The organism is Candidatus Accumulibacter phosphatis (genome assembly GCF_012939955.1).
Classification (GTDB): domain Bacteria; phylum Pseudomonadota; class Gammaproteobacteria; order Burkholderiales; family Rhodocyclaceae; genus Accumulibacter; species Accumulibacter delftensis.
Genome location: NZ_SPMY01000019.1, coordinates 192,702 through 213,579, shown reverse-complemented (window position 1 = coordinate 213,579; position 20,878 = coordinate 192,702). Strand labels below are relative to the sequence as shown.

Annotated in this window: 16 protein-coding genes and 2 pseudogenes; 14 read left to right on the top strand and 4 right to left on the bottom strand. The window is 57.9% G+C overall.

Features of this window, described 5'->3' with window-relative positions; all coding sequences use genetic code 11:
- Position 1 precedes the first annotated feature (1 nt).
- The 3 genes from E4Q23_RS07835 (at position 2) to E4Q23_RS07825 (ending at position 2,156) form a co-directional block, all read left to right on the top strand.
- Positions 2-1,381 (top strand): TolC family outer membrane protein, encoded by a 1,380-nt coding sequence (locus E4Q23_RS07835; protein WP_169066106.1) that lies wholly within the window; start codon positions 2-4, stop codon positions 1,379-1,381.
- Positions 1,382-1,680: 299 nt separating this feature from the next.
- The gene (locus E4Q23_RS07830) at positions 1,681-1,836 is read left to right on the top strand and encodes an antitoxin MazE family protein (RefSeq protein WP_423753324.1); all 156 of its coding nucleotides are present in this window, start codon (positions 1,681-1,683) and stop codon (positions 1,834-1,836) included.
- Positions 1,833-2,156, top strand: coding sequence for a type II toxin-antitoxin system PemK/MazF family toxin (locus tag E4Q23_RS07825; RefSeq protein WP_169066104.1), 324 nt, complete (start codon positions 1,833-1,835; stop codon positions 2,154-2,156). Before E4Q23_RS07830 ends, E4Q23_RS07825 begins: the two co-directional genes overlap by 4 nt.
- A gap of 231 nt (positions 2,157-2,387) precedes the next feature.
- Here E4Q23_RS07825 and pcaF read toward each other — a convergent pair whose 3' ends face one another.
- The 3 genes from pcaF to paaY all read right to left on the bottom strand — a co-directional run bounded on the left by pcaF (position 2,388) and on the right by paaY (position 4,951).
- Positions 2,388-3,593, bottom strand: coding sequence for a 3-oxoadipyl-CoA thiolase (pcaF, locus tag E4Q23_RS07820; protein ID WP_169066103.1), 1,206 nt, complete (start codon positions 3,591-3,593; stop codon positions 2,388-2,390).
- Positions 3,594-3,771: 178 nt separating this feature from the next.
- Complete coding sequence (locus E4Q23_RS07815; protein ID WP_248595304.1) at positions 3,772-4,023, bottom strand: hotdog fold thioesterase; 252 nt, start codon at positions 4,021-4,023, stop codon at positions 3,772-3,774.
- A 292-nt stretch (positions 4,024-4,315) separates the two neighbouring features.
- Positions 4,316-4,951, bottom strand: a complete 636-nt coding sequence (paaY, locus tag E4Q23_RS07810) for a phenylacetic acid degradation protein PaaY (protein WP_169066102.1) — start codon at positions 4,949-4,951, stop codon at positions 4,316-4,318.
- A 686-nt stretch (positions 4,952-5,637) separates the two neighbouring features.
- Here paaY and E4Q23_RS07805 point away from each other — a divergent pair.
- The 6 genes from E4Q23_RS07805 (at position 5,638) to E4Q23_RS07780 (ending at position 13,608) form a co-directional block, all read left to right on the top strand.
- Complete coding sequence (locus tag E4Q23_RS07805) at positions 5,638-6,474, top strand: ABC transporter permease (RefSeq protein ID WP_211203675.1); 837 nt, start codon at positions 5,638-5,640, stop codon at positions 6,472-6,474.
- A complete protein-coding gene (locus E4Q23_RS07800; protein WP_169066101.1) occupies positions 6,471-7,139 on the top strand; it encodes an ABC transporter ATP-binding protein in 669 nt (222 codons plus the stop codon). The genes E4Q23_RS07805 and E4Q23_RS07800 overlap by 4 nt, the downstream gene beginning before the upstream one ends.
- On the top strand, positions 7,133-8,281 hold the full coding sequence (locus E4Q23_RS07795) for a chain-length determining protein (RefSeq protein WP_248595302.1): 1,149 nt from the start codon (positions 7,133-7,135) through the stop codon (positions 8,279-8,281). The genes E4Q23_RS07800 and E4Q23_RS07795 overlap by 7 nt, the downstream gene beginning before the upstream one ends.
- Positions 8,282-8,286: 5 nt before the next feature.
- The gene (locus tag E4Q23_RS07790) at positions 8,287-10,101 is read left to right on the top strand and encodes a polysaccharide biosynthesis/export family protein (protein WP_248595301.1); all 1,815 of its coding nucleotides are present in this window, start codon (positions 8,287-8,289) and stop codon (positions 10,099-10,101) included.
- 295 nt (positions 10,102-10,396) lie between these two features.
- Complete coding sequence (locus E4Q23_RS07785; protein ID WP_169066100.1) at positions 10,397-12,277, top strand: hypothetical protein; 1,881 nt, start codon at positions 10,397-10,399, stop codon at positions 12,275-12,277.
- Complete coding sequence (locus E4Q23_RS07780; RefSeq protein WP_169066099.1) at positions 12,268-13,608, top strand: hypothetical protein; 1,341 nt, start codon at positions 12,268-12,270, stop codon at positions 13,606-13,608. Before E4Q23_RS07785 ends, E4Q23_RS07780 begins: the two co-directional genes overlap by 10 nt.
- A 106-nt stretch (positions 13,609-13,714) precedes the next feature.
- On the opposite strand, the gene E4Q23_RS07775 is transcribed toward E4Q23_RS07780, so the two are convergent.
- Positions 13,715-14,086, bottom strand: a complete 372-nt coding sequence (locus E4Q23_RS07775; RefSeq protein ID WP_169066098.1) for a hypothetical protein — start codon at positions 14,084-14,086, stop codon at positions 13,715-13,717.
- A 48-nt stretch (positions 14,087-14,134) separates the two neighbouring features.
- Here E4Q23_RS07775 and E4Q23_RS07770 point away from each other — a divergent pair, with 48 nt between their 5' ends.
- The 5 genes and pseudogenes from E4Q23_RS07770 (at position 14,135) to E4Q23_RS07750 (ending at position 20,874) form a co-directional block, all read left to right on the top strand.
- A complete protein-coding gene (locus tag E4Q23_RS07770; protein WP_169066097.1) occupies positions 14,135-15,016 on the top strand; it encodes a class I SAM-dependent methyltransferase in 882 nt (293 codons plus the stop codon).
- A 2-nt stretch (positions 15,017-15,018) separates the two neighbouring features.
- Positions 15,019-16,146 (top strand): non-hydrolyzing UDP-N-acetylglucosamine 2-epimerase, encoded by a 1,128-nt coding sequence (gene wecB / locus E4Q23_RS07765; protein WP_169066096.1) that lies wholly within the window; start codon positions 15,019-15,021, stop codon positions 16,144-16,146.
- 129 nt (positions 16,147-16,275) lie between these two features.
- A pseudogene (locus tag E4Q23_RS23695) lies at positions 16,276-16,582 on the top strand (hypothetical protein); the annotation flags it as partial.
- Between the two features lie 226 nt (positions 16,583-16,808).
- Positions 16,809-17,269: pseudogene (locus E4Q23_RS07755) on the top strand (IS5/IS1182 family transposase); the annotation flags it as partial.
- A gap of 125 nt (positions 17,270-17,394) precedes the next feature.
- The gene (locus E4Q23_RS07750) at positions 17,395-20,874 is read left to right on the top strand and encodes a glycosyltransferase (protein WP_169066093.1); all 3,480 of its coding nucleotides are present in this window, start codon (positions 17,395-17,397) and stop codon (positions 20,872-20,874) included.
- Positions 20,875-20,878 lie beyond the last annotated feature (4 nt).

Genomic DNA, 20,878 nt, shown 5'->3' with positions numbered 1-20,878 from the left:
TATGCGCAACCGCCTGCCTGCACTGAGCGCCTGCAGCCTGGCGCTGTTGTCTTCGGGCGCCTTTGCCGTGGGTCTGCTCGATGCCTATCAAGCCGCACGCCAGAACGACCCGGCCTTCCAGGCGGCTCGCTTCGAGCGCGACGCTGGCCAGTACGCGATCGACATCGGGCGCGCCGGCCTGCTGCCGACGATTTCGATTACCGGCAGCTATGCGCAGAACACCGGCGATCGCGAGTCGACGGTGGCCAACGTGACGCAGGACCTCGACTACAAGGACAAGCAGGCGGCGATTACCCTGCGCCAGCCGCTCTTCAACTACGAGAGCTACGTGCGCTATCAACAAGGCGGCGTGCAGGCCGCCTACAGCAACGCCGTGTTTGATCGCAAGGAAGCGGAACTGGCCAGCAAAGTGTCGACCGCCTACTTTGAGGCACTGCTGGCGCTCGAGCGCCTGACCCTGACCGATGCCGAAATTGCCGCCTATGGCGCCCAGCGCGAGCTTGCCGAGCGTATGCGGCGCGGCGGCGAAGGGACGATTACCGAGATTGCCGAGGCCGAGTCGAGGCTCGAGTTTGCCCGCGCCGGTCGTGCCGAGGCGCTCGACCGGGTGGCCGTGACGAGGCGCGTGCTGGAAGGCATGACCGGTACGCCGCTGCGCGATCTGTGGGTGCTGCGGCCGGATTTCATGCCGACGGGTATCACGCCGAGCCAACTCGATGAATGGTCTGCGCTGGCACAGGAGCACAACCCGGAGATCCGGGCACGCAGGAAGGTCGTCGAGCTGTCTGGCCTGGAAGTCGAACGTGCGCGCGCCGGCCATTTGCCACAGTTGGACCTGGTGGCGCGGGCGATGAAAGCGGAGAACGAGACGCTCTCGACCCTCAACCAGAAAAGCTCGATCAACACCGTCGGTGTGCAACTCAACATTCCGCTCTATGCCGGTGGCCGGGTGAATGCCCTGACCGGGCAGGCGGTGGCCAATCGTGGGCGCTCGATGGCCGAACTCGATCTGGCCACCAATGAGGTGATGGTCGAAGTCAAGCGCCAGTTTCTGGCTGTCGAGACCGGGGTTGGCAAGGTCGCCGCCTATCGCAAGGCAGTTGACGCCAGCATCGTCGCGGTCGAAGGAACCAAGCGCGGAATGAGGGCGGGAATCCGCACCAATACCGACGTTCTCGACGCCGAACGGCAGATGTTCTTTGCCCAGCGTGATCTCGTGCAGGCGCGCTATGAATTCCTTGCCAGTACCTTGCTCCTGAAAACGGCTGCCGGGGTGCTCTCGGAAAAGGATGTCGCTGAAATCGAGGCGCTGCTGGTGCCGCAACACGACGGCGGGCAAGCTGCGCCGGTTCTGGCCAAAGGGTCTGGCGGGGCGCCCTAGCCAAGCCAGACCGATCATCTTTGGCACCGGAGGCACGATCCTCGTACAGATGGCCGGGCATCAACGCCTGCCGCCAACAGAGCCAACAGAGCATTGCGCTGCAAGTATAGTGGCCGTTCTCAATAGAACTAGGGACCGCCCGACGGCAGAGGCGAGAAGCTACGGCGGGGGCTCGAGAAGCAATTTTGTTGCATGTAACATCATTTTTGGTATAGTGTTGCATGTAACAAATGGGGCGCGAAATGGCAGGTGTTATCGAACGGGTGCAAAAGCACAGGACAAATTTGCGGAAGAGCGGCTTGCGGCCGGTTCAAATCTGGGTTCCCGATACGCGCAGCGCCGGTTTCGCCCAGGAGTGCGTGCGGCAATCCGCGCTCCTCAAACACGACCCGCAGGAAAAGGACATTCTGGAGTTCCTCGACGAAGCCGCCAGCCGTGATGGCTGGTCGGCATGAAGCGCGGCAACCTGGTGACAATCGTCTTGCAGGGAGCCTACGGCAAGCCGCGACCGGCTCTCGTCGTGCAATCCGACCTGTTTGCAACGCATCCGTCCGTCACCATCCTGCCGGTAACGAGCGAGTTGCGGGAGACCCCGCTATTTCGGGTCGAAATCAAGCCGACCGCCGAAAACGGCCTTAAACACCTGTCGCAAGTAATGATTGACAAGATTCAGACCGTGCCCTGCGAGAAAGTCGGTGACATCTTCGGACACGTTGATGACAAAACCATGCTGGCGGTCAATCGCGCGTTAGCCGTTTGGCTTGGGTTCGCCTAACGGTCGCCTAAACGGCCGTGGTCGATCCGCGCACCTGGCGTATTTCATCGGCTCGTTTTGCAACAGACATTTGCGACGCGCAAGCGGTTGATTTCCTTGGCGCGCGAAACCATCGCAAAACTTACCCTTTCTGCAGTCGTGGTCTGAAGTCGTTCGCCACCGTCAAGGACCTGATGACGGACCTGAATGCGGAAGATTGAACACGCCGGGCAGTTCAACTAGCTGGCTGGCTCAGACGCGCTCGATGATCATCGCCACGCCCTGGCCGACGCCGACGCATAGAGCGCACAGCGCGTAGCGGCCGGAGCGTCGACGCAGCTCCCAGGTGGCGGTGGTGATCAGCCGGGCGCCGGTCATGCCGAGTGGATGGCCGACGGCAATGGCGCCGCCGTTTGGATTGACGTGCGCGGCGTTGATCGGGATCGACAGTTCGCGCAGCACGGCGACACATTGCGCGGCAAAGGCTTCGTTGATCTCGATGACGTCCATCTGCTCCAGACGCAGCCCGGTTTTGGCGAGCAGTTTGCGAATCGCGGGTACCGGACCGACGCCCATGATGCGCGGCGCGACGCCGGCGGTGGCCATGGCCACGATGCGGGCACGCGGCGTCAAGCCGTGCTTGACGGCCGCTTCTTCGCTGGCCATGAGTAGCGCGCAGGCACCGTCATTGATGCCCGCCGAGTTGCCGGCGGTGACGGTGAGGCCCGCAGCGTTGATGCCTTCGCGTTTTGCCAATCGGGACAGGGTCATGTCCGGGCGCGGGTGTTCGTCGGTGCTGATGACGTTCGCGCTGCCTTTCTTTTGTGACAGGCGGACGGGAATGATTTCGTCGGCAAAGCGCTCGGCTTCGTGCGCAGCACCCCAGCGCTGTTGCGAGCGCAGGGCGAAAGCGTCCTGATCGCTGCGCGAGACGCTGAATTTGGCAGCGACGTTGTCGGCGGTTTGTGCCATCGAGTGCGTGTCGTGGAGTTTCTTCAGCAGCGGATTGACGAAGCGCCAGCCAAGCGTCGTGTCGTGGATGGCGGTGCTGCGCGAGAAAGCACTGTCGGCCTTGGGCATTACGAACGGTGCGCGCGACATGCTCTCGACGCCGCCGGCAATCATCAGTTCGGCTTCGCCGGCCTTGATCGCGCGCGCGGCCATACCGACGGCATCCATGCCCGAGGCGCAGAGGCGGTTGACCGTGATCCCCGCCACCTCGACCGGCAGGCCGGCGAGCAGGCCGGCCATGCGCGCGACGTTGCGGTTGTCTTCGCCGGCCTGGTTGGCGCAGCCATAAATCACATCATCGACCAGCGCCCAGTTCACACCGGCGTTGCGGTCGATCAGGGCGCGAATCGGTAGTGCGGCGAGGTCATCGGCGCGCACGCTGGAGAGCGCGCCGCCATAGCGGCCGATCGGAGTCCTGACGGCGTCGCAGATAAAAGCTTCGTTCATTTACGGGTATTCCTTGATGTGGTCGAGCGCGTGCGGGCGTGCATGACAAATGCGCGCTGGTGTCGACTGGGGGGTACGGGGTTGCGCAGGCGAGCGCGCACCGCGGTGTTGCGCTGTGTATCGTCGACCTGCTGTGCTGCGGGGGGGAGGGCAGGGAGCGACCGTCGAGGTCGAGGCCTCATTGCGGGTTTCCTTCAACCGCATCCGCTATCAGGTCGGCGGTGTTGGTTGATGAGCCGACTTCGCTGTCCTCGGCTGCGAGCAGTTCACCCTCGCGTGCCGGGCTGAGGAAGTCGATAGGGCGCGCCGAGGCAACCGTGCTGCGGTTGTCGTTGTTGCAGGCGTAGGCAAAAGCCGAGTCGGCGAGAGTGAACAGATAAGCACCGTGACAGATAGGGTGGCCGTCGACCATATCTGGTCGAACGCGCATCGTCAATCGCGAGTAAGCGGGGCGAGCGCCGAGCAGTTGCAGGTCGATCAGTTGGCTCGCTGCGTCACGGCTGTAAATTGCGCTCGCTGTCTGTTCGGCGAGCAGGAGCGCGGCGTCCGCATTGTGCGCATAGTGCGCGCATTGGTGGTCGCATGCGGGTTCGCACTTATGTGCGTGCGGGCGTCCCTATCGAGGTCCATTTTGACACAGGGGGCGTCGGAGCTTTGGCTGGCCGGTTCAGGTTCATTGCGAGGAGGCGCAGCCGACGCGGCAATCCAGTGCCATCCTCCAACTACTCGCGCTCGTCGCCGTCTTGCGCCTGCTTGCGTAGCTCGATCAGCGGCTTAACGCCGGGCATGTCGAAACGTTTGCGGTCCGGCTCCACGGCGGTCAGCGCCTCGGTCTCGACCAGCGTTGCCAGCGAGCGTCGGGTGAGTTCCTGATAGGTCAGTGTTCCCTCGACTTTCCAGGCCATCTCCTGCTCGCTGAGCCGGCGCATGACTTTGGCCGGAACGCCGGCGACCAGGGAGTTCGGTGGAACGTCCATTCCCGCTCTGACAAAGGCGCAGGCGGCGACGATCGACGATTCACCGACGACGGCGTTGTCCATGATCACGGCATTCATACCGACCAGCGCTTTCCTGCCGATGCGACAGCCGTGCAGTACGGCGCCGTGGCCGATATGGCCATTCTCCTCGATGATCGTATCGCTGCCGGGAAAACCGTGCATGACGCAGCTGTCCTGCACATTGACGCCAGGTTCGAGAATCAGGCGCCCGAAGTCTCCGCGCAGGCTGGCGCAGGGCCCGACGTAGCAGCCAGGGCCGACGATCACGTCGCCGATCAGAACCGCCGATGGATGAACGTAGCTACTGGGGTCGACGACCGGGACGATGCCGTCGATGGCGAATACGCGGGGGCGGTTCATGTGGATGCTCCTGGTGGGGGCTGCGTGATGCCGGCGTGAGGGGGGGGCGGCGCGTCGATGGTGTGGACGCATCCATTCTATTGATTGAGAAAAGATTGCGCCAACCGACACGGTGATCGTCACCGACCTGAAATTCACACTTTCTGCGCCGGACCATCGCTCGACCAGGGGTGTTTCCCTCGTCTGCACGAGTAGATGTTCCATCGTCAACTCGAGCAAGCACACCAGAGGAGGGCCAAGACGACCCGGCCTGGCATTGATCTCGCACGGCATAACGCTCAAAGGAGTTGCCGTCGTGCCACCCTCCGCGCTCTCCATCAGCGCGCTGGTCGAAGGCGCCACCTTCCTCAAGTCCAGCCCAGCCTAGCGCGACCGGCTGCTGGCGACGTGGCGAGCGCCCCGTCTGACTGAGGCTTGCCAACGGGGACATCGTTAATGACCCTTGCGGTACCGATTCAATTGACCACCAACGTCAGCATCGCTAAAATGCGATCCTCTTCGAGCGGCTCCTTCCGGCTGCTGAGCGATGCCCGGTGGGCGGCCGGCGCCGGCTCGATGCTTGCTCACCCGCGATGGCTTTGCGCCAGCGCGCTGGCGAGGACGATTAGCAGTGTTTAGGCCAGGGTGGGCTTGCACATGCAGTTGGTGCCTGGGTCAGAATACTGGGGCCGGCAGCCCCAAGTTTTTTGGACGAGGGATACATCGAAGCTACAGGAGCGCCAACTATCGCCAGGCCCACGGACAATATACGGTCGTCAGCTTCGATTACACTGTCCGTCTGGAACGCGATTTTTCTGCGCGAAGCAGTCAGTCGAGTGTCTGGAGGGCGGGCGGCTTGGGTCTGGCTGCTGATGGAGCCGGTGGCGCACCTGAGCATTTTGTTGGTGGTGCTGTCGGCAATTCGCCACGGAATTACGCTGGGTATGGATTTTGCACTGTTCCTGGCGATCGCTATCCTCGGCTACAACCTCTTCCGAAATGCGGCGCTGCGGTCGATGGCTGCCATCTCGGCGAATCGTGCGCTGTTTGCCTATCGCCAGGTCAAGCCGGTGGATGTGGTGCTGGTGCGCGCGTTTCTGGAAGGGGTTATTCAGTTGTTTGTTGGGCTGATCATGTTTGCAGGGATGTCGTTGCTTGGCTTCGACGTTCTTCCCTACGATCCGCTGACGGTAATGTTGGTTTACGTACTTTTCTGGCTTTTTGGCACCGGACTCGGGCTTGTGCTCTCTGTTGGAAGTACCTTGATTCCGGAAGTTGGTAAAGTGGCGAGCCTTTGCTTTCTCCCTCTGTATTTCGTATCCGGGGTGATGTTTTCTCCTGTGATGTTGCCGCCTGAAGTGCGCGAGTGGCTATTGCTTAACCCGATCATGCAAGGTTTGGAGTTGGCCCGTGCTGCTTTCTCTCCTGGCTACACTGCCGTCACAGGCCTTGACCTTGGCTATGTCACGGCCTTTGCCTTTGTTTCGTTCTTCTTTGGCTTGGCACTGCACGTTCGCTTTGCTCGCCGTCTGCTGATGCAATGATCGTCGTTGAAGACGTTCATAAGCGCTACCAAACGGATCACGGTCCAGGCAAGTGGGTGCTACAGGGTATTTCCTTTACCATTCCACCGCGCGTCAGCGTGGGTTTGGTCGGCCGCAATGGTGCTGGCAAGTCGACGCTGTTGCGCCTGATTGGCGGAGTCGATACGCCGAACCGTGGAAGCATCAGGCGCCATTGTCGAGTGTCTTGGCCGATGGGTTTTGGTGGAGGCCTGCAAGGTTCCCTGACGGGTCGGCAGAACGCCAAGTTCGTCTCCCGAATTCACGGTCACGAAGTCGATATTCCCGACCGACTGGCCTACGTCATGGACTTTTCCGAGTTGGGCGATGCCTTTGACCAACCAGTCAAGACCTATTCATCCGGGATGAGATCCCGCCTGCAGTTTGCCCTTTCGCTGGCTTTCGACTTTGACGTCTATATTTCCGATGAAGTGACCGCTGCGGGAGACGCTTCATTCAGAGCAAAGGCCGCAGCGGCGTTCAAGAATATGGCCGACCGCGCAGGTTTGATCATGGTTTCGCACGGCGAAGGGACGCTGCGACAATTTTGCTCTGCCGGCATTTGGTTACAGAATGGCCGCGCGCATTGGTTTGACGACATCGAGGATGCATTGAAGGCTTACAAGGAGAGTATCGGCGCATGTTAGACCGTATCCGCCAGAGTGCCTTGCCGCGGTTCTTTGGCGGTGTGCACGGACGCTTGGCTCCCCATCTTGTTCGCCGCCGCGCCTTGCGAGTCGCTTTAGTGGCGATCCTGATGGCAATTGTCTACTGGGGCATCATCGCCTCGGATCGCTACGTATCCCGGGCCGACGTGGTCGTCGATAGCACCGACATGGCTGCGGGCGAAGCCGGGAATATTGCTTCACTGTTCACCGGCGCCAGAAATAATCAAGACTTGAGGCTGATGCGCGAGCATCTGCTGTCCGTGGATATGATGGAGAAGCTGGAGGCCAAGCTTCAGTTGCGTGCGCATTACAGCGACTGGAAGCACGATCCTCTCTCGCGCATGTGGTTTGAGGACGCCTCGCAAGAGTTCTTTTATTTGCATTACCTGTCGCGTGTAAGTATCGAGGTTGACGAAGCGGTGGGTGTACTGCGAATCAAGGTGCAGGCCTACACGCCTGAGAAGGCGCAGGCCATCGACCTTGCGCTGGTGGAGGAGGGCGAGCGTTTCATGAACGATATTGGCCACCGTCTGGCGCGTGATCAGGTCGAGTTTCTCGAAAAACAAGTCGCTGAGATCGGCGAACGCGTGCTCAAGGCGAGAGGAGAACTCGTCGATTTCCAGAATGCCAAGGGCTTTATTTCTCCGCAGGCCGCGGCAGAAACTCTTAGTGGCATCGTTGCTCGCCTGGAGGGCGAACTTGCGCAGCTTGAAGCCAACCGAGAAGCGATGCTCGGCTATTTGAGTCCCAAAGCACCGGATGTTGCGCAGATCGACCTGCAGATTGCCGCCATCAAAGGCCAGGTGCGGACCGAGAAAGGACGACTGACCTCGCCAAGCGGTGGCGCACTCAACCGGACGGTAGAAGAGTACCAGCGCCTTGAAATGCAGACTGCCTTTGCCCAAGACGTATACAAGACAGCGCTGACGGCACTGGAAAAAGGGCGTATCGATGCGGCACGAAACCTCAAGAAGGTTTCCATCGTGCAAAGCCCGACCTTGCCGCAGTATCCGCTCGAACCGCGCAGAGCATACAACATAATCGTTTTTGCTCTCTCCGTGCTTGTGCTGGCCGGCATACTGCAGTTGCTTGCCGCCATTATCCGCGACCACCAGGATTGAAACTCATGATGCGGCTGCCTGCTAGCTTAACGACCACGAAAATGCTCACCGTACAGGCCCGTGCTCAGCGTGTCGCATCAACGCGTGACTCGTGGGTAAGATTTCTGGCATGGCTTGTCCTCGTGCTGGCCTTGCTTGGGCTTTCTTTCCCCGCAGCTTTCGCCGCCGATACCGACATCTTCGGTATCGGCACCGCCGAGAATCGGCCTGTTACACCGCCAGTGCCCAAGGCGCAACAGCTGCCCGCTGTCCCTGCCGCCGTAGTGCCTGATGTCCGGACGGTGTCGCCTCAGTTTTTTGACTATTCTTCGAATGTCAGTAGCGACGTCTTTGGCGCCAATCTTTTCAGCGGTGCTTTTGCCCGTGAAGGCGCCACGCAGTTCAATCCTGATTACGCCGTCGCTGTCGGCGACAAGATCCAGGTCCGCTTGTGGGGTGCCTTCGAGTTCGATGCGCCATTGACCGTTGATCCCAAGGGCAACATCTTTATCCCGCACGTTGGTCCGGTACACGTGTTGGGTGTACGCAATCAGGATTTGCAGCGCGTCGTTACATCGGGCGCGAGCAAGGTTTTTCGTGCCAATGTGTCGAGCTATGCCAGCCTGGCTGCGGCTCAGCCGGTACGCATCTTCGTCAGCGGCTTTGTTAACCGCCCCGGCCTGTACAGTGGCACCAGCATGGACAGCCTGCTGCACTTCATCGACCAGGCAGGTGGCATCGATCCCGAGCGCGGGTCCTTCCTCAATGTTCAAGTCAAGCGCGGCAATGCGACGCGCGCCTCGGTCAGCCTCTACGATTTCTTGCTCGAGGGGCGGATTCCACTGATCCAGCTCTCTGATGGCGACGTCATTTTCGTGGGTGCCCGCCAGAACACCGTGAAAGTCAGCGGCCTGGCAGAAAATGCCAAGCAATTCGAATTCAGCAAGCCGACCTTGACCGTCGCTGAACTGATCGAGCTTGCCAAGCCCTCACCACTGGCTACGCACGTGCGCGTGGTGCGCAATACGGGGACCGTAAAGAACACCGAGTACTTTCCGCTTTCCGACGCGTGGATCGTTTCTCTACGAAATGGAGACGGGCTGGAGTTCACCTCCGACAAGAGACCCGGTACCATCGCTGTCCGGGTCGAGGGTGAGCACGAAAGCGTTCACGAATACGTGCTTCCTTATGGCACCAAGCTGGGCGCCCTCATAAGCCAGATCCAGTTTTCCGAGCGCTCCGACTCGGAGAACCTGCAACTCTTCCGCCTGAGTGCCCAGGAGCGGCAGCGCGAGGCCCTGAAAACGACGCTCCTGTTTCTGGAGAATGCGGCCTTGACGGCGCGCTCGGGGACCAATCAAGAAGCGCAACTGCGCAAGGAAGAGGCAGAGCTTCTCCTTCAGTGGGTAGAACGAGGCAAGAAGATCGAGCCGTCCGGGCAGGTGTACATAGCCCAGGCCGCTGATCGCGACCAACTGTTGCTGGAGAATGGCGACCGGCTCCGGGTCCCGACGAAGGATGGCTTGGTGCTGGTGGGTGGCGAGGTCATCTTTCCGAATACCATCGCCTTCGATCCGTCTCTGACGCTTGCGGACTACATCCAGAACGCGGGGGGTTACACCCAGAATGCCGATGCCTCAAGAGTGGTCGTTGCCCACCGCGATGGCAGCTTTGACGAGGCCAAGAGCGGCTTTTTTGGAGGCAGTGCGCCGACTGTACGCGCGGGCGACCGGATCATGGTGCTCCCGAAAATCGACGTGAAGTCTCGTCAGATATTCAGGGATGTGGTGGAGGCCTTGTTCCGGATTGCCGTCATTGTGGGGGTGGCGAATAACTTCTAGTGTGCTGTTTCACGCAGGGCAGGATCGCCGATTTCCAGCAAGCACAAGGTTTTTCACCCTATTTCGCACGTGCTGGAAGTCTCGTTAAGAATACAGTCCTACACCAGGGGGCTTTCCCGATGGAGGATTGAGTCTGTTGGACTGACTACGATGGGCACCAGGCCGGTGTGAGTTGAGTGTCTTGTTCGGAGAACGGTTGACGGCTATACAGCCAGAGTCGGAAAAGGGGAGATGCTGCTTTGGCCGTCGTCGTCGTGCGATGTGGCATTGTTCCAAATAACGGGATCAGATAGACATGAAGCTGGTAATTGCTACAGGTTGTCCTTACACCGGTTGGGAAATGGTGGTTCCCACTTTGGCAGACGCGGGACTAGAGGCTGCCGACGATGCCGTTTCCGGGTGGCAGGATCAACTATTGGCGACCAGTAGTGTCGCAGATCCGCTGCAATTACGGCAGGCCCTGCAACCGGATATGTCAATGCAGGAAGCGCTTGCGTCGCTGCTAACGGACGACGACCCCGATTCCGAGCGTCTAGTAGTCAACCGCTGCCCGTGGCTGCTCGACTTCTGGGCTGCCCGCTATCCGGATGCGCAGTTCCTGCTGTTTTTTACACGAGCTGAAACTGCCTTGGCGCAGGCTTTGATGTGCGGCATTGAGCCCTTCCAGTTTATTAAGGACTGGGAAGTCAACACACGTCATTTGATCCGCTTTCAGCGTCGTTATCGTCAGCGCGCTCTCCTGCTGAGTGCGGAGTCCGCCAACGAAAACCCACACACACTAGCCGAAACCACGCGAACAATCGGGCTTGCTCTGAACGTCGCAACGGAATCGGTAGGCCGGGAACCGCCTTCGTCCGGCGAAACCGAGCGCTTCCTGGCGCGGCGTTTAGTAACTGACAACCCGTCCATAGGTGCTCTGGAAAGTGAGTTGGACGCCAGAGCGCAGCCATTAGGCGACCTGCCGCCTCGAGCATCGGAGGTCGCTCTCGACGCCTTGCTCAAGTGCTATCTTCAGACGCGGCAAGATCGTGATCAGCTTCGGTCGAAATTAGACTTGGTGCAATGCGAATTTGAGCGCGTGGTGTTGGAGAAGCAAACGGTCGAAGGAATTCATGCGGCGACCGGTGCGCAGTTGGAGGAGTTCAAAGCACGCGCGTTGAAGTTGGAGCGGGCTGGTGAAGAACTGGAAGGCAGCAATCGATCGCTGCAAGTGAGCAAGCGGGAAGCGCTGGAAGAGAATGGTCTGCTGCTCATACAACTGCACGAGGTGCAGGAAGAACTGGAGAAGGTATTCCTGGAGAAGCAACAACTTGAGCAGGCACAAGCGGCGACGGGCGTGGAGCTGCAGCAGATCCTCGCCCGGATGGCATTGATCGAGAAGGCTCGGCAAGAAGGGGAGATCAGCAATCAGACGCTTGAAGCGAGCAAGCGGGAAGCGCTGGAAGAGAATGGTCTGCTGCTCGATACAACTGCACGAGGTGCAGGAAAGACTGGAGAAGGTATCCTGGAGAAGCAACAGCTTGAGCAGGCACAAGCGGCGACGGGCGCGGAGTTGCAGCAGATGCTCGCCCGGATGGCGTTGATCGAGAAGGCTCGTCAAGAGGGGGACGTCAACAATCAGACGATTGAAGCGAGCAAGCGCGAAGCGCTGGAAGAGAACGAGTTGCTCCTCGAACAACTTCACCAAGTTCAGGAAGAGCTTGAATTCTACTTCCTGAAGTATCAGGAAACTCTGACGCGTGAAAACCCCGTTCCCGATGAGAAATCCCCAGAAGTGGAGGAATCAACAGAGCTTGCACGGGAGCTTCAACTAAAAGCTCCCGAGAAGAAAGCCGCCGCTTGGACAAACCAAAAATTCCTCCGTACTCTTGTCCGACCGTTCAGGCGTCCAGACAGAAAGAAAGAGAAGCTTCGCAGACAGGTTGAGGTACTCAATAGATCGGGGCTGTTTGACAAGGAGTGGTATCTCGCCGAATATCCGGATGTGATCTCCGGCAGAATCGATCCAGCCGAGCACTACCTCCGCTTCGGCACTGCCGAAGGTCGCAATCCCTCTCCTATGTTTGACACCAGGTACTATCTACAATCGAATCCGGACGTCGCAGCAGCTGGCGTTAATCCGCTCGTCCACTACATCGAATTCGGCATTTCGGAAGGCAGGCAAGCATGCGGTTAGAAAGCCAGGCACTAATGACGCCCGTGGAAGAAGGATCGACCGCACAGGAGTGGGAGACGCAGCAGGTAATTGATACCCTTGTGCATCTTGGCTCTGGCCAATGCAGCGAACTCGATGCCTATCTGTCCCTGCAGCCGAAAAGGCTAGTCCTCGTTGAGGCTGACGCGCAAGTCGCTGCAGCCTTGCGGGTGCGGACGGACGAGCTGCCCAATGTGCAGGTGCTATGCAATGCCGTTGCCGGCATCGCAGGGCCGGCTGTTTTTCATCGGTACAGCCTGCCCGAAACCGGCAGCCTTCACCCGGCAACCGGCCTGTTGCAGCTTTTGCCGGGGCTGAAACCCCTGGAGGAAGTGCCGATTGAAGCCGTTGCTGCGAGGACCTTGCTTGAACCGCTGCAGGTGGACGCGGGAGGGGACAATCTGCTCGTGATTGACCTGCCTGGCGAAGAGCTGCCGGTTCTGCAGGCGCTGTGGGACGGAACACAACTACAACGGTTTAGCCAGGTGAAACTACGTTGTGGCCGCGAGCCCCTTTACGAGGGGGCTGAGCCCGCGCCGCGGATAGTACGCTGGTTGGAAGACCATGGCTTCGACTTATTGTCTGAAGATGATAGCCAGGATCCCGATTGCCCGTGCTGGACACTGCAACGCAATATCCTGCAACTCCGCAGCCTGGAGCTGGCGCAACAGGTCGCCGGTCTACAGGCGCAGTTGAGGCAGTTAGACCAGGCGTGCGATGAGCAGGCCGGGAAACTCGCTGATCAGAATGCTCAACTGGAGCAAGCCAACCAGGCGAAAGCGGCCCAGGAAAAGCTCGCTGCCGACCGGCAGGTGCAGATTCAACAGCTTACCCAGGCTCGGGACGAGCAGGCCAAGCTGGCTGGCGAGCGTCAGGCTCAACTCGACAAGCTGCAGCAGGAACGCGATACAGCGACCAAGCAAGTCGCCGAGCAGAAAACCCAACTGGAGCAAGCCAACCAGGCGAAAGCGGCCCAGGAAAAGCTCGCTGCCGACCGGCAGGTGCAGATTCAACAGCTCACCCAGGCTCGGGACGAGCAGGCCAAGCTGGCTGCGGAGGGGCTGGCGCAGCTTGAAGCGCTGAAGCAACAGGCGCAACAGATCGAGCAGTTGAAATTGGCGAAGGCGGAGCTGGACAAGGAAACGTTGGTGTTGACTGGACGGCTCCACGACGCGCAGCAACGGTTGCAGCAGCAAGAAAGCGACAACCTTGAAATTATCCACCGCCAGCAGCGAATGCATGAAGAACTGGTAAGGGCAGAAGCGCAAATCGACTTGATCAAGGATTTGCTCTTGCGGGAGCCCGCGTTGTGAGCAAGAAACCGGCCAGCAGGCGCCGTAAGGCCAAGAAGGTACAAGCTATACCGATGCAGATCGTCGACGTTGAGCCAGATCAGCCCTTGTTCCCTACGACGAAAACCTACTCGAACGCGCCCGCATCCAGTGGCAATTTGGTGACTGGGACGGTTTGACCAAGATAGAACGCGGTGCCCTGCAGCACCACCCTGACCGCGCCAAGCTTGCGCTCCTCGCTGCCGCCGGTAACCTGCAAGCCAACAACTCCGGGGTTGCCCGGGAATTCATTCGACTTGCCAAAGACTGGGGTTGTAGTAAGAAGCTTCTCACCCAGATCTTGGTCGCCGGGGTTCATAACAGCCTTGGGCGTGCGGCAGCCGTTGTTGGCCGGCAGTCGCAAGCCCTCCAGCATTTCGAGAGCGCCATTGCCGTTGGTACCCCGGGCGCGGAATTTGGACTGCTTGTTGAGGCGAGAACTCGGCAGCAGTTTGCTCAACTCGGCCTTCCCGGTGGGCCCCCTCTCGTACAGGTTGGGACTGGGGAAGTGGTGGTCGCTAACGCTTCAACACTACCCTCCGTCGCCAAAGGCATTGAAGACATTACTCACATGCTCAGGCAACAACAAACCGACTTGGCGGCTCAGCTCAAGAAACAAGCCGACGACCTCATTAGAGTTCGCAAGTTCCTCGACTCCAGCCTGAAAATAGAAGTCGCCAATGCCGCCAAGCAAATCGAAGCTGTGGTTGGCTTACACAGTTACTTCGCCACCGGCGAACTTCCGAACATCAACACCGAACGTCATAGCTGGCCGATCAGCCCCGACTTCGCGCTTTATCTCATCGAGTTGCTCGAAATCAACGACTATGACCTGATTCTCGAATTTGGCTCAGGCATCTCCACAGTGATCATCGCCAAGGCTGTCTCCAAGATGTCCCTTCGCCGCCAAGGCAAACGGAGCATCGAAGTCGTCTCCTTCGATCACCTGGAGCACTATTACCGCAGGACGCTGAATCAACTCCAACAAGCCGGTTTGGCAGAAGCCGTACAGCTCCATCTGGTACCGCTTAAAGACTACGCTGCTGCCAACGGCAACGCCTATTCCTATTACGACTGCCACGATATCCTCGCTAAGCTTGCTCAACGCCAGCTCGCCACCGAACTGCGTTTGCTGGTCCTGGTCGATGGCCCGCCGTCCGCTACTGGTAAGCATGCCCGTTACCCTGCTGCCCCGCTTATTCTTGGCCATTTCAAGGGCGCTCGCGTGGATCTGCTGCTCGACGACTACATCCGCGAAGATGAGAAGGAAATCGTGCAACTCTGGCAAGGCGAGTTTGCCGCTGCAAATCTTCGATTCGAAGTAACAGAGACCAGACTGGAAAAAGACGCCTGTCTGCTATCTGTCGCCAATTCATCGCACTTAAGGTAGAAATGAGAATCCTTTCCGTTTTTGGGACGCGCCCCGAGGCCATCAAGATGGCACCCGTTGTCAACATTCTCAAGTCAGCTCCGGACGTGCAAATCGAAGTCTGCGTGACGGCCCAGCACCGGCAAATGCTTGACCAGGTACTAGACCTGTTCGAGATTCGCCCCGAGCATGACCTGAACATTATGAAACCGGGCCAGGACCTCACTGATATCACCAGCAACATCCTGCTGGGCATGCGCGATCTTCTCAAGCGCACTCGCTACGATCTTCTGCTTGTTCACGGCGATACCACCACGACGATGGCAGTGGCGCTGGCTGCTTATTACGAAAAAATCCCGGTTGGCCATGTCGAAGCCGGATTGCGCACGGGTAACATCTATGCTCCCTGGCCCGAAGAAATGAACCGGAGCCTCGTCGGCCGCCTTGCTGCCATGCACTTTGCCCCCACCGAGCGAGCTCGGCAATGTTTGGTCAGCGAAGGGATTGCCAACAGCCGCATTCATGTAACCGGCAATACAGTTATCGACGCCCTCCAACAAGTCATTGAAAAAATTCAGTCCACCCCGGCGCTGAACGAACAATTCCGGCGGCAGTTTGACTACCTTTCTCCCGACAAACGCCTAATTCTTGTCACCGGCCATCGGCGGGAAAACTTCGGAGATGGCTTCGAGCGCATCTGCCAGGCTTTGAAGGCGCTCAGTCGCCGTCCGGACGTCGACATCGTCTATCCGGTACACCTCAATCCATGCGTCCAAGAGCCGGTGCGCCGCATCCTGGGCGCTGCTAGGAACGTACACCTCCTCGATCCATTGGATTATCTGCCCTTCGTCTACCTGATGAGCAGGGCTAGTCTGATCATCACCGATTCAGGGGGCGTCCAGGAAGAAGCGCCATCGCTCGGTAAACCTGTCCTGGTGATGCGTGACACCACCGAAAGACCCGAAGGGCTCGAGGCAGGTACGGTCAAACTGGTCGGTACTGACATCGATCGAATCATTTCGGAAAGCTTCCGCCTTCTGGACGTCGACGATGCCTACCAAGCCATGGCCCGGGCCATCAATCCGTACGGAGACGGCAAAGCCTCGCACCGTATACTGGCCGCCATCCGTTTGGGTCTCCCATTTTTCTGATTGAGTCTGTGAAAAGTATCTCAATGCTTTTCGGTTGGGCCTGGTGCCCACGCCATAATGATTTGGTCATTGATGGTGGTCAGGCGGCCGCCATGTCTGAGACCAAGCTGCTTTTCCCCCGACGGCGCGATGCCAGCGAAGCTAAGTACGGAGGCTGGCAACGCTGAGCTAAAGCAGCGCTATCGGGTAACGAACTGGCCGGCGTACGACCGTTCGCTGCTCAATCGGGGCCAAGCCCGGGCTGCAGTACTCGGAAACGGCCATCCAGACCTCTCATGAGATCTCGATGACGATCCAGGGCCGATCACGCCAAGAGCCGACGTATGTCGTGGCCCACTCGCCCGGCATGAAGATTTTCGGCGAAGGCGAATGGAGCGTACGTCCGCACAGAGTCGGCAAGCGTAGCACCTGGTGCCAGCTCCACTTGGCCGTCAACGAGAAGACCACCAAGAACATCATCGGTGTTAATGTGAAACAACGCCATCTTCGGACGCAAAAAAGCATCGCCGACAATGACGTCGCGATGCCAGGAAAAGAGCCGGGCGGACCCACTCTGATGCCTCTGTCAAGCACCACCCCTGGTGCCTCTAACTTTGGTCGGCGAGCATACCGCGCCTCAATATGTTTCATGATACGGGGTGGCTACCCGCTCTGCAATGATCGTTAAAGTTACGACGACTGATTGGGCAGACGACGAAGTGTTCCCGGGTGTCTGCTTGACCAAGTGGAAAGCGAAGTCTCCCAAGTGTCTGCCGGCGCTTACAACCCGAAAGGCTGCCATATCGCCATTGCGGACCGGGACGCCCGTGCGACCATTCCGTCGGGCGACGGCGCTCTTTACTGGGGAGACGGTCATTCCCCTGGCGCCATTCTCAAAAATATCGACGCCAAGGGAAACCCCGCCTGGAAGAGCGATAGCGGCTACGACCGATGCAGCTTTGCGGAGAACATGATGTGCTGGCTGAAGCAACTGGGCGACTGCCTGCTCTCCCGAACCTCCGAGCGGCAAATTACCGAATCCCGTGTCCGGGCCACCATTATCGATATTGTCACGTATATGGGCATGCCCCAATCCGTCGGGTTGGGTAAATTTCACCTGCAGCATGAAGGAGAACGGGGATAGTGGGAGTTCGCACCGAAAACGCTGGAAATCGTAATGTCGTTAGAAGTTGTGACCGATAGTCCACAAACGTCGATTACTGACATCCCTGTAAAGGACTCTGCACCATTCCGACGTGGTATATGTCGTTGTCAGGCATCGAACGTTTATCGATTCTGCAGTGGAACGCAAGAAACACCGAATATGGATGGTATGTTTTGATTTTTGGCATAGAAATCATCATTAGGGGGGTAATCATGGAGGAAAAATCCATTGTCCGGCGCGCGTATGCTGAATACCGCAGCGGTAACTATTCGGCGGCTGTGGATTTGTATCGCCAAGCAGGGGCTTTGCTGGGCGAGAAACATTTCCGCAGTAACATTCACTTATGCCAAAAGCACCTTAGACTTTCATTGGGATGCTTTGATACAAACACGATATCCTTGGAAAGCCTCAAGGTCGCCTGTGTTATGGATGAATTCACCTTCCATTCCTACGCGCCGGAATGCGACCTGTTCCAACTATCTCCAGAAAATTCGCTGAAGGAGCTAGAGTCTTTTCGTCCAGATATACTCTTCATCGAATCTGCGTGGCAAGGCAAGGATGGGCTGTGGAATCGCAAGATTGGCAGCTTGAGTCATGAGCTGAAGGATGTCCTGCAATGGTGTCGCATGCATCATGTGCCGAGGATTTTTTGGAACAAGGAAGATCCGGTCCACTTCGAAACGTTCCTGACCACCGCAAAAGAATTTGATATCGTCTTCACAACCGACATTGACTGCATTGCTCGATACAAGGCAATGCTCGCTCATGATAACGTTTATCTTCTGCCCTTCGCCTGCCAGCCAAAAATCCACAATCCAATCGAACTATACAATCGCAAGGACGCGTTCTGCTTTGCCGGTGCCTATTACGTGCGCTATCCTGAGCGCACACGCGATCTGGAAAACTACGTTGCGGAGTTCCCAAGGTTCCGTCCGCTCGAAATATTTGACCGCAATTTCGGAAAAACCGATACCAACTACCAATTTCCGCCTGAATACCAACCCTACATCGTCGGCACTCTGACCTTCGACGAGATCGACAAGGCCTACAAAGGCTACCGGTACTCGATCAATCTTAATTCCATCAAGCAGTCGCAAACCATGTTCGCACGCCGGGTTTATGAACTGCTCGGGTCGAACACCATCACCGTTAGCAATTTCTCGCGTGGTGTGCGCCTGATGTTCGGCGATCTGGTTATCTCCAGCGATAGCGGCAAGGAAATCGTACAGCGGTTGACGCTACTAGAAGGTGAGTCAGCAGAAAAATATCGACTGGCCGGGCTCAGAAAAGTCATGCTGGAGCACACTTATCGACATCGTTTAGCCTATGTTGCAAGCAAAGCGTTCATGCGCAGCCCCGGTGATTTCTTGCCAGTCGTCTGCTGCCTCGCTCGCGCTTCCACCAAGGCTGAAGGCGAGCATATTATCGCCAGCTTTCAACGGCAGAGACATGAGCATAAGCGACTGTCCCTGGTTGCCTCAACCAATTTGTTAGGGCAAGGTTGGCAACTACCTGCCGATGAAAACATCGCATTGCTCAGCGATGCGGAGGCGAACAACGTATTGCTTGCTGATCATCTCCGCAACCGAGAATGCCTTGCCATTCTCGATGCGAATGACTACTACGGACCTAATTACCTCCTTGATTTGGTAATAGCCACGCAGTACACAGACAGGCGAGTGGTTGGCAAGGTGGAGCGTTATCGATGGTCATCCGATAGCGTCGCCCGTGCCGAAGTGGGATCGGCCTATCACTTTGGCGACCGTCTAGCCAAGCGGTCAAGTCTCACCACTACCGCACTGTGGGCGCCAAATCAGACAATCGGCGCTTTGCTGAACGCGGAAGAACATTTCTGGGATAATCCCGGCTTGGCGATTGACCCTTTCAACTATTGTCAAGATGCCAGTAGGACGAGCGATCTTTCTCAAATGATGGCCCGTGTCGATGACTTGCCATTCGACAGCGGCATTAGCATTGACGAACTGGTCTCAGTGGCCGAAAGGATCCCGGCGACACCACTTGACCAAAGCAGCTTGCCAAAATGGCGAGCGCCAAAGCTTATGGAGATCTTCGGCAATGTTTGCAGCTCGGAGGTCTCCTTCGTGTCCATGTTTGGCGAGTTGCGTATCGAATCAAGGCTCCAGGAAGGCAAGCATCAATATTTTTTATGCAAAAAGCGACATTGCTCTGTCCGATGTCCCGGCGGTTGGGGAAATTCAAACCTATCTGGACTTGACTCCAGGACTCGACGTTCAATATATGCTGCAATTTTTTGGACGCAAAAAAAACAGAAGATTAGCCATGTGATTCATACGGCGAATCGCAACCATGTTTTAGACAAACCTGACGGTGCGAGGTTTCTACGGCTGGCTTGGCGAGTTCTGGGACCGGGGGCGGCGACAGTCCGATCCTTGTTATGGGGACACTGCAATTTGGAACCGGCTCAATTGCTGTGCCGTAGCCAGACATTAGTGCTGACCAATCATTACCCTTCGTACGACGCCCTCTACCGCAACGGCTTCGTCCATAGCCGGGTGGCCGCCTATCGCGCGCGTGGGGTGAAGGTCGACGTCTTTCGCCTGCAGCCGGCCAAGGCGCTCTGCTACCACGAGTTTCATGACGTTGATGTTACCACCGGGTCGCAGGAAGCACTGCACAAGATGCTGACGCACGGGCCGTACAAGAGTGTGCTGGTGCATTTCCTCAACGAGTCGATGTGGCAGGTTCTGCAGCAGTACCTAGACCGTGTGAAGGTGTTCGTCTGGGTGCATGGCGCCGAAATACAGCCATGGCACCGTCGCGACTACAACTTCAAGAACGAAAGGGAGCGCGAAGCGGCAAAGGCGGAAAGCGGCAAGCGAATGCACTTTTGGCGCAACTTGTTGCAACCGTTGCCAAGGAATTTCCAGCTCATTTTCGTCTCACGGTATTTTGCCGAGGAGGTTATGGAAGACCTCGGTTTCCGTTTGCCGGAAACAAGTTATTCAATCATACACAACCCGATCGATACCGATCTCTTTGCCTACCATTCAAAACCGGTGGAGCAGCGTAAGAAGATCCTGTCGATTCGTCCCTACGCCTCGGCAAAGTATGCCAACGACCTCAGTGTCAAGACGATCGTCGAACTTTCCAGGCAGCCGTTTTTCAACGACCTGGAATTTCATATGATCGGCGATGGACCGCTATTCGACGAGATTCTTGAGCCGCTGCGGCACTTCAAGAACGTGTACATCGAGCGACGTTTTCTTTCACAGCGGGAAATTGCCGAGCTGCACCAGACGTACGGAGTCTTTCTCTGCCCAACGCGGATGGATTCACAGGGAGTGTCTCGCGATGAGGCGATGGCGTCTGGGTTGGTTCCGATAACCAACCACGTAACAGCGATTCCGGAATTTGTCGATGCGACGTGTGGCTTTGCCGTCCCCGGGGAAGACTGGCGAGCAATGGCGGCGGCGATTTCTCGCCTGTATTCGGAGCCCGCGGAGTTCCTCCGCCTCTCCAGGGAAGCCAGCCTGCGCGTCAGGAGGCAAAGCGCTACAAGCGAGTTGATTGGCGTTGAACTCAAGCTTTTTTCGCTGAAGTAGGACG

What these genes read in the sequence shown, in the direction of transcription:
- E4Q23_RS07835 (WP_169066106.1), top strand. Translation starts at nt 2, where the DNA reads ATGCGCAACCGCCTGCCTGCACTGAGCGCCTGCAGCCTGGCGCTGTTG.
- E4Q23_RS07825 (WP_169066104.1), top strand. Translation starts at nt 1,833, where the DNA reads ATGAAGCGCGGCAACCTGGTGACAATCGTCTTGCAGGGAGCCTACGGC.
- pcaF (WP_169066103.1), bottom strand. Translation starts at nt 3,593, where the DNA reads ATGAACGAAGCTTTTATCTGCGACGCCGTCAGGACTCCGATCGGCCGC.
- E4Q23_RS07815 (WP_248595304.1), bottom strand. Translation starts at nt 4,023, where the DNA reads ATGCGCGTTCGACCAGATATGGTCGACGGCCACCCTATCTGTCACGGT.
- paaY (WP_169066102.1), bottom strand. Translation starts at nt 4,951, where the DNA reads ATGAACCGCCCCCGCGTATTCGCCATCGACGGCATCGTCCCGGTCGTC.
- E4Q23_RS07800 (WP_169066101.1), top strand. Translation starts at nt 6,471, where the DNA reads ATGATCGTCGTTGAAGACGTTCATAAGCGCTACCAAACGGATCACGGT.
- E4Q23_RS07795 (WP_248595302.1), top strand. Translation starts at nt 7,133, where the DNA reads ATGTTAGACCGTATCCGCCAGAGTGCCTTGCCGCGGTTCTTTGGCGGT.
- E4Q23_RS07790 (WP_248595301.1), top strand. Translation starts at nt 8,287, where the DNA reads ATGATGCGGCTGCCTGCTAGCTTAACGACCACGAAAATGCTCACCGTA.
- E4Q23_RS07785 (WP_169066100.1), top strand. Translation starts at nt 10,397, where the DNA reads ATGAAGCTGGTAATTGCTACAGGTTGTCCTTACACCGGTTGGGAAATG.
- E4Q23_RS07780 (WP_169066099.1), top strand. Translation starts at nt 12,268, where the DNA reads ATGCGGTTAGAAAGCCAGGCACTAATGACGCCCGTGGAAGAAGGATCG.
- wecB (WP_169066096.1), top strand. Translation starts at nt 15,019, where the DNA reads ATGAGAATCCTTTCCGTTTTTGGGACGCGCCCCGAGGCCATCAAGATG.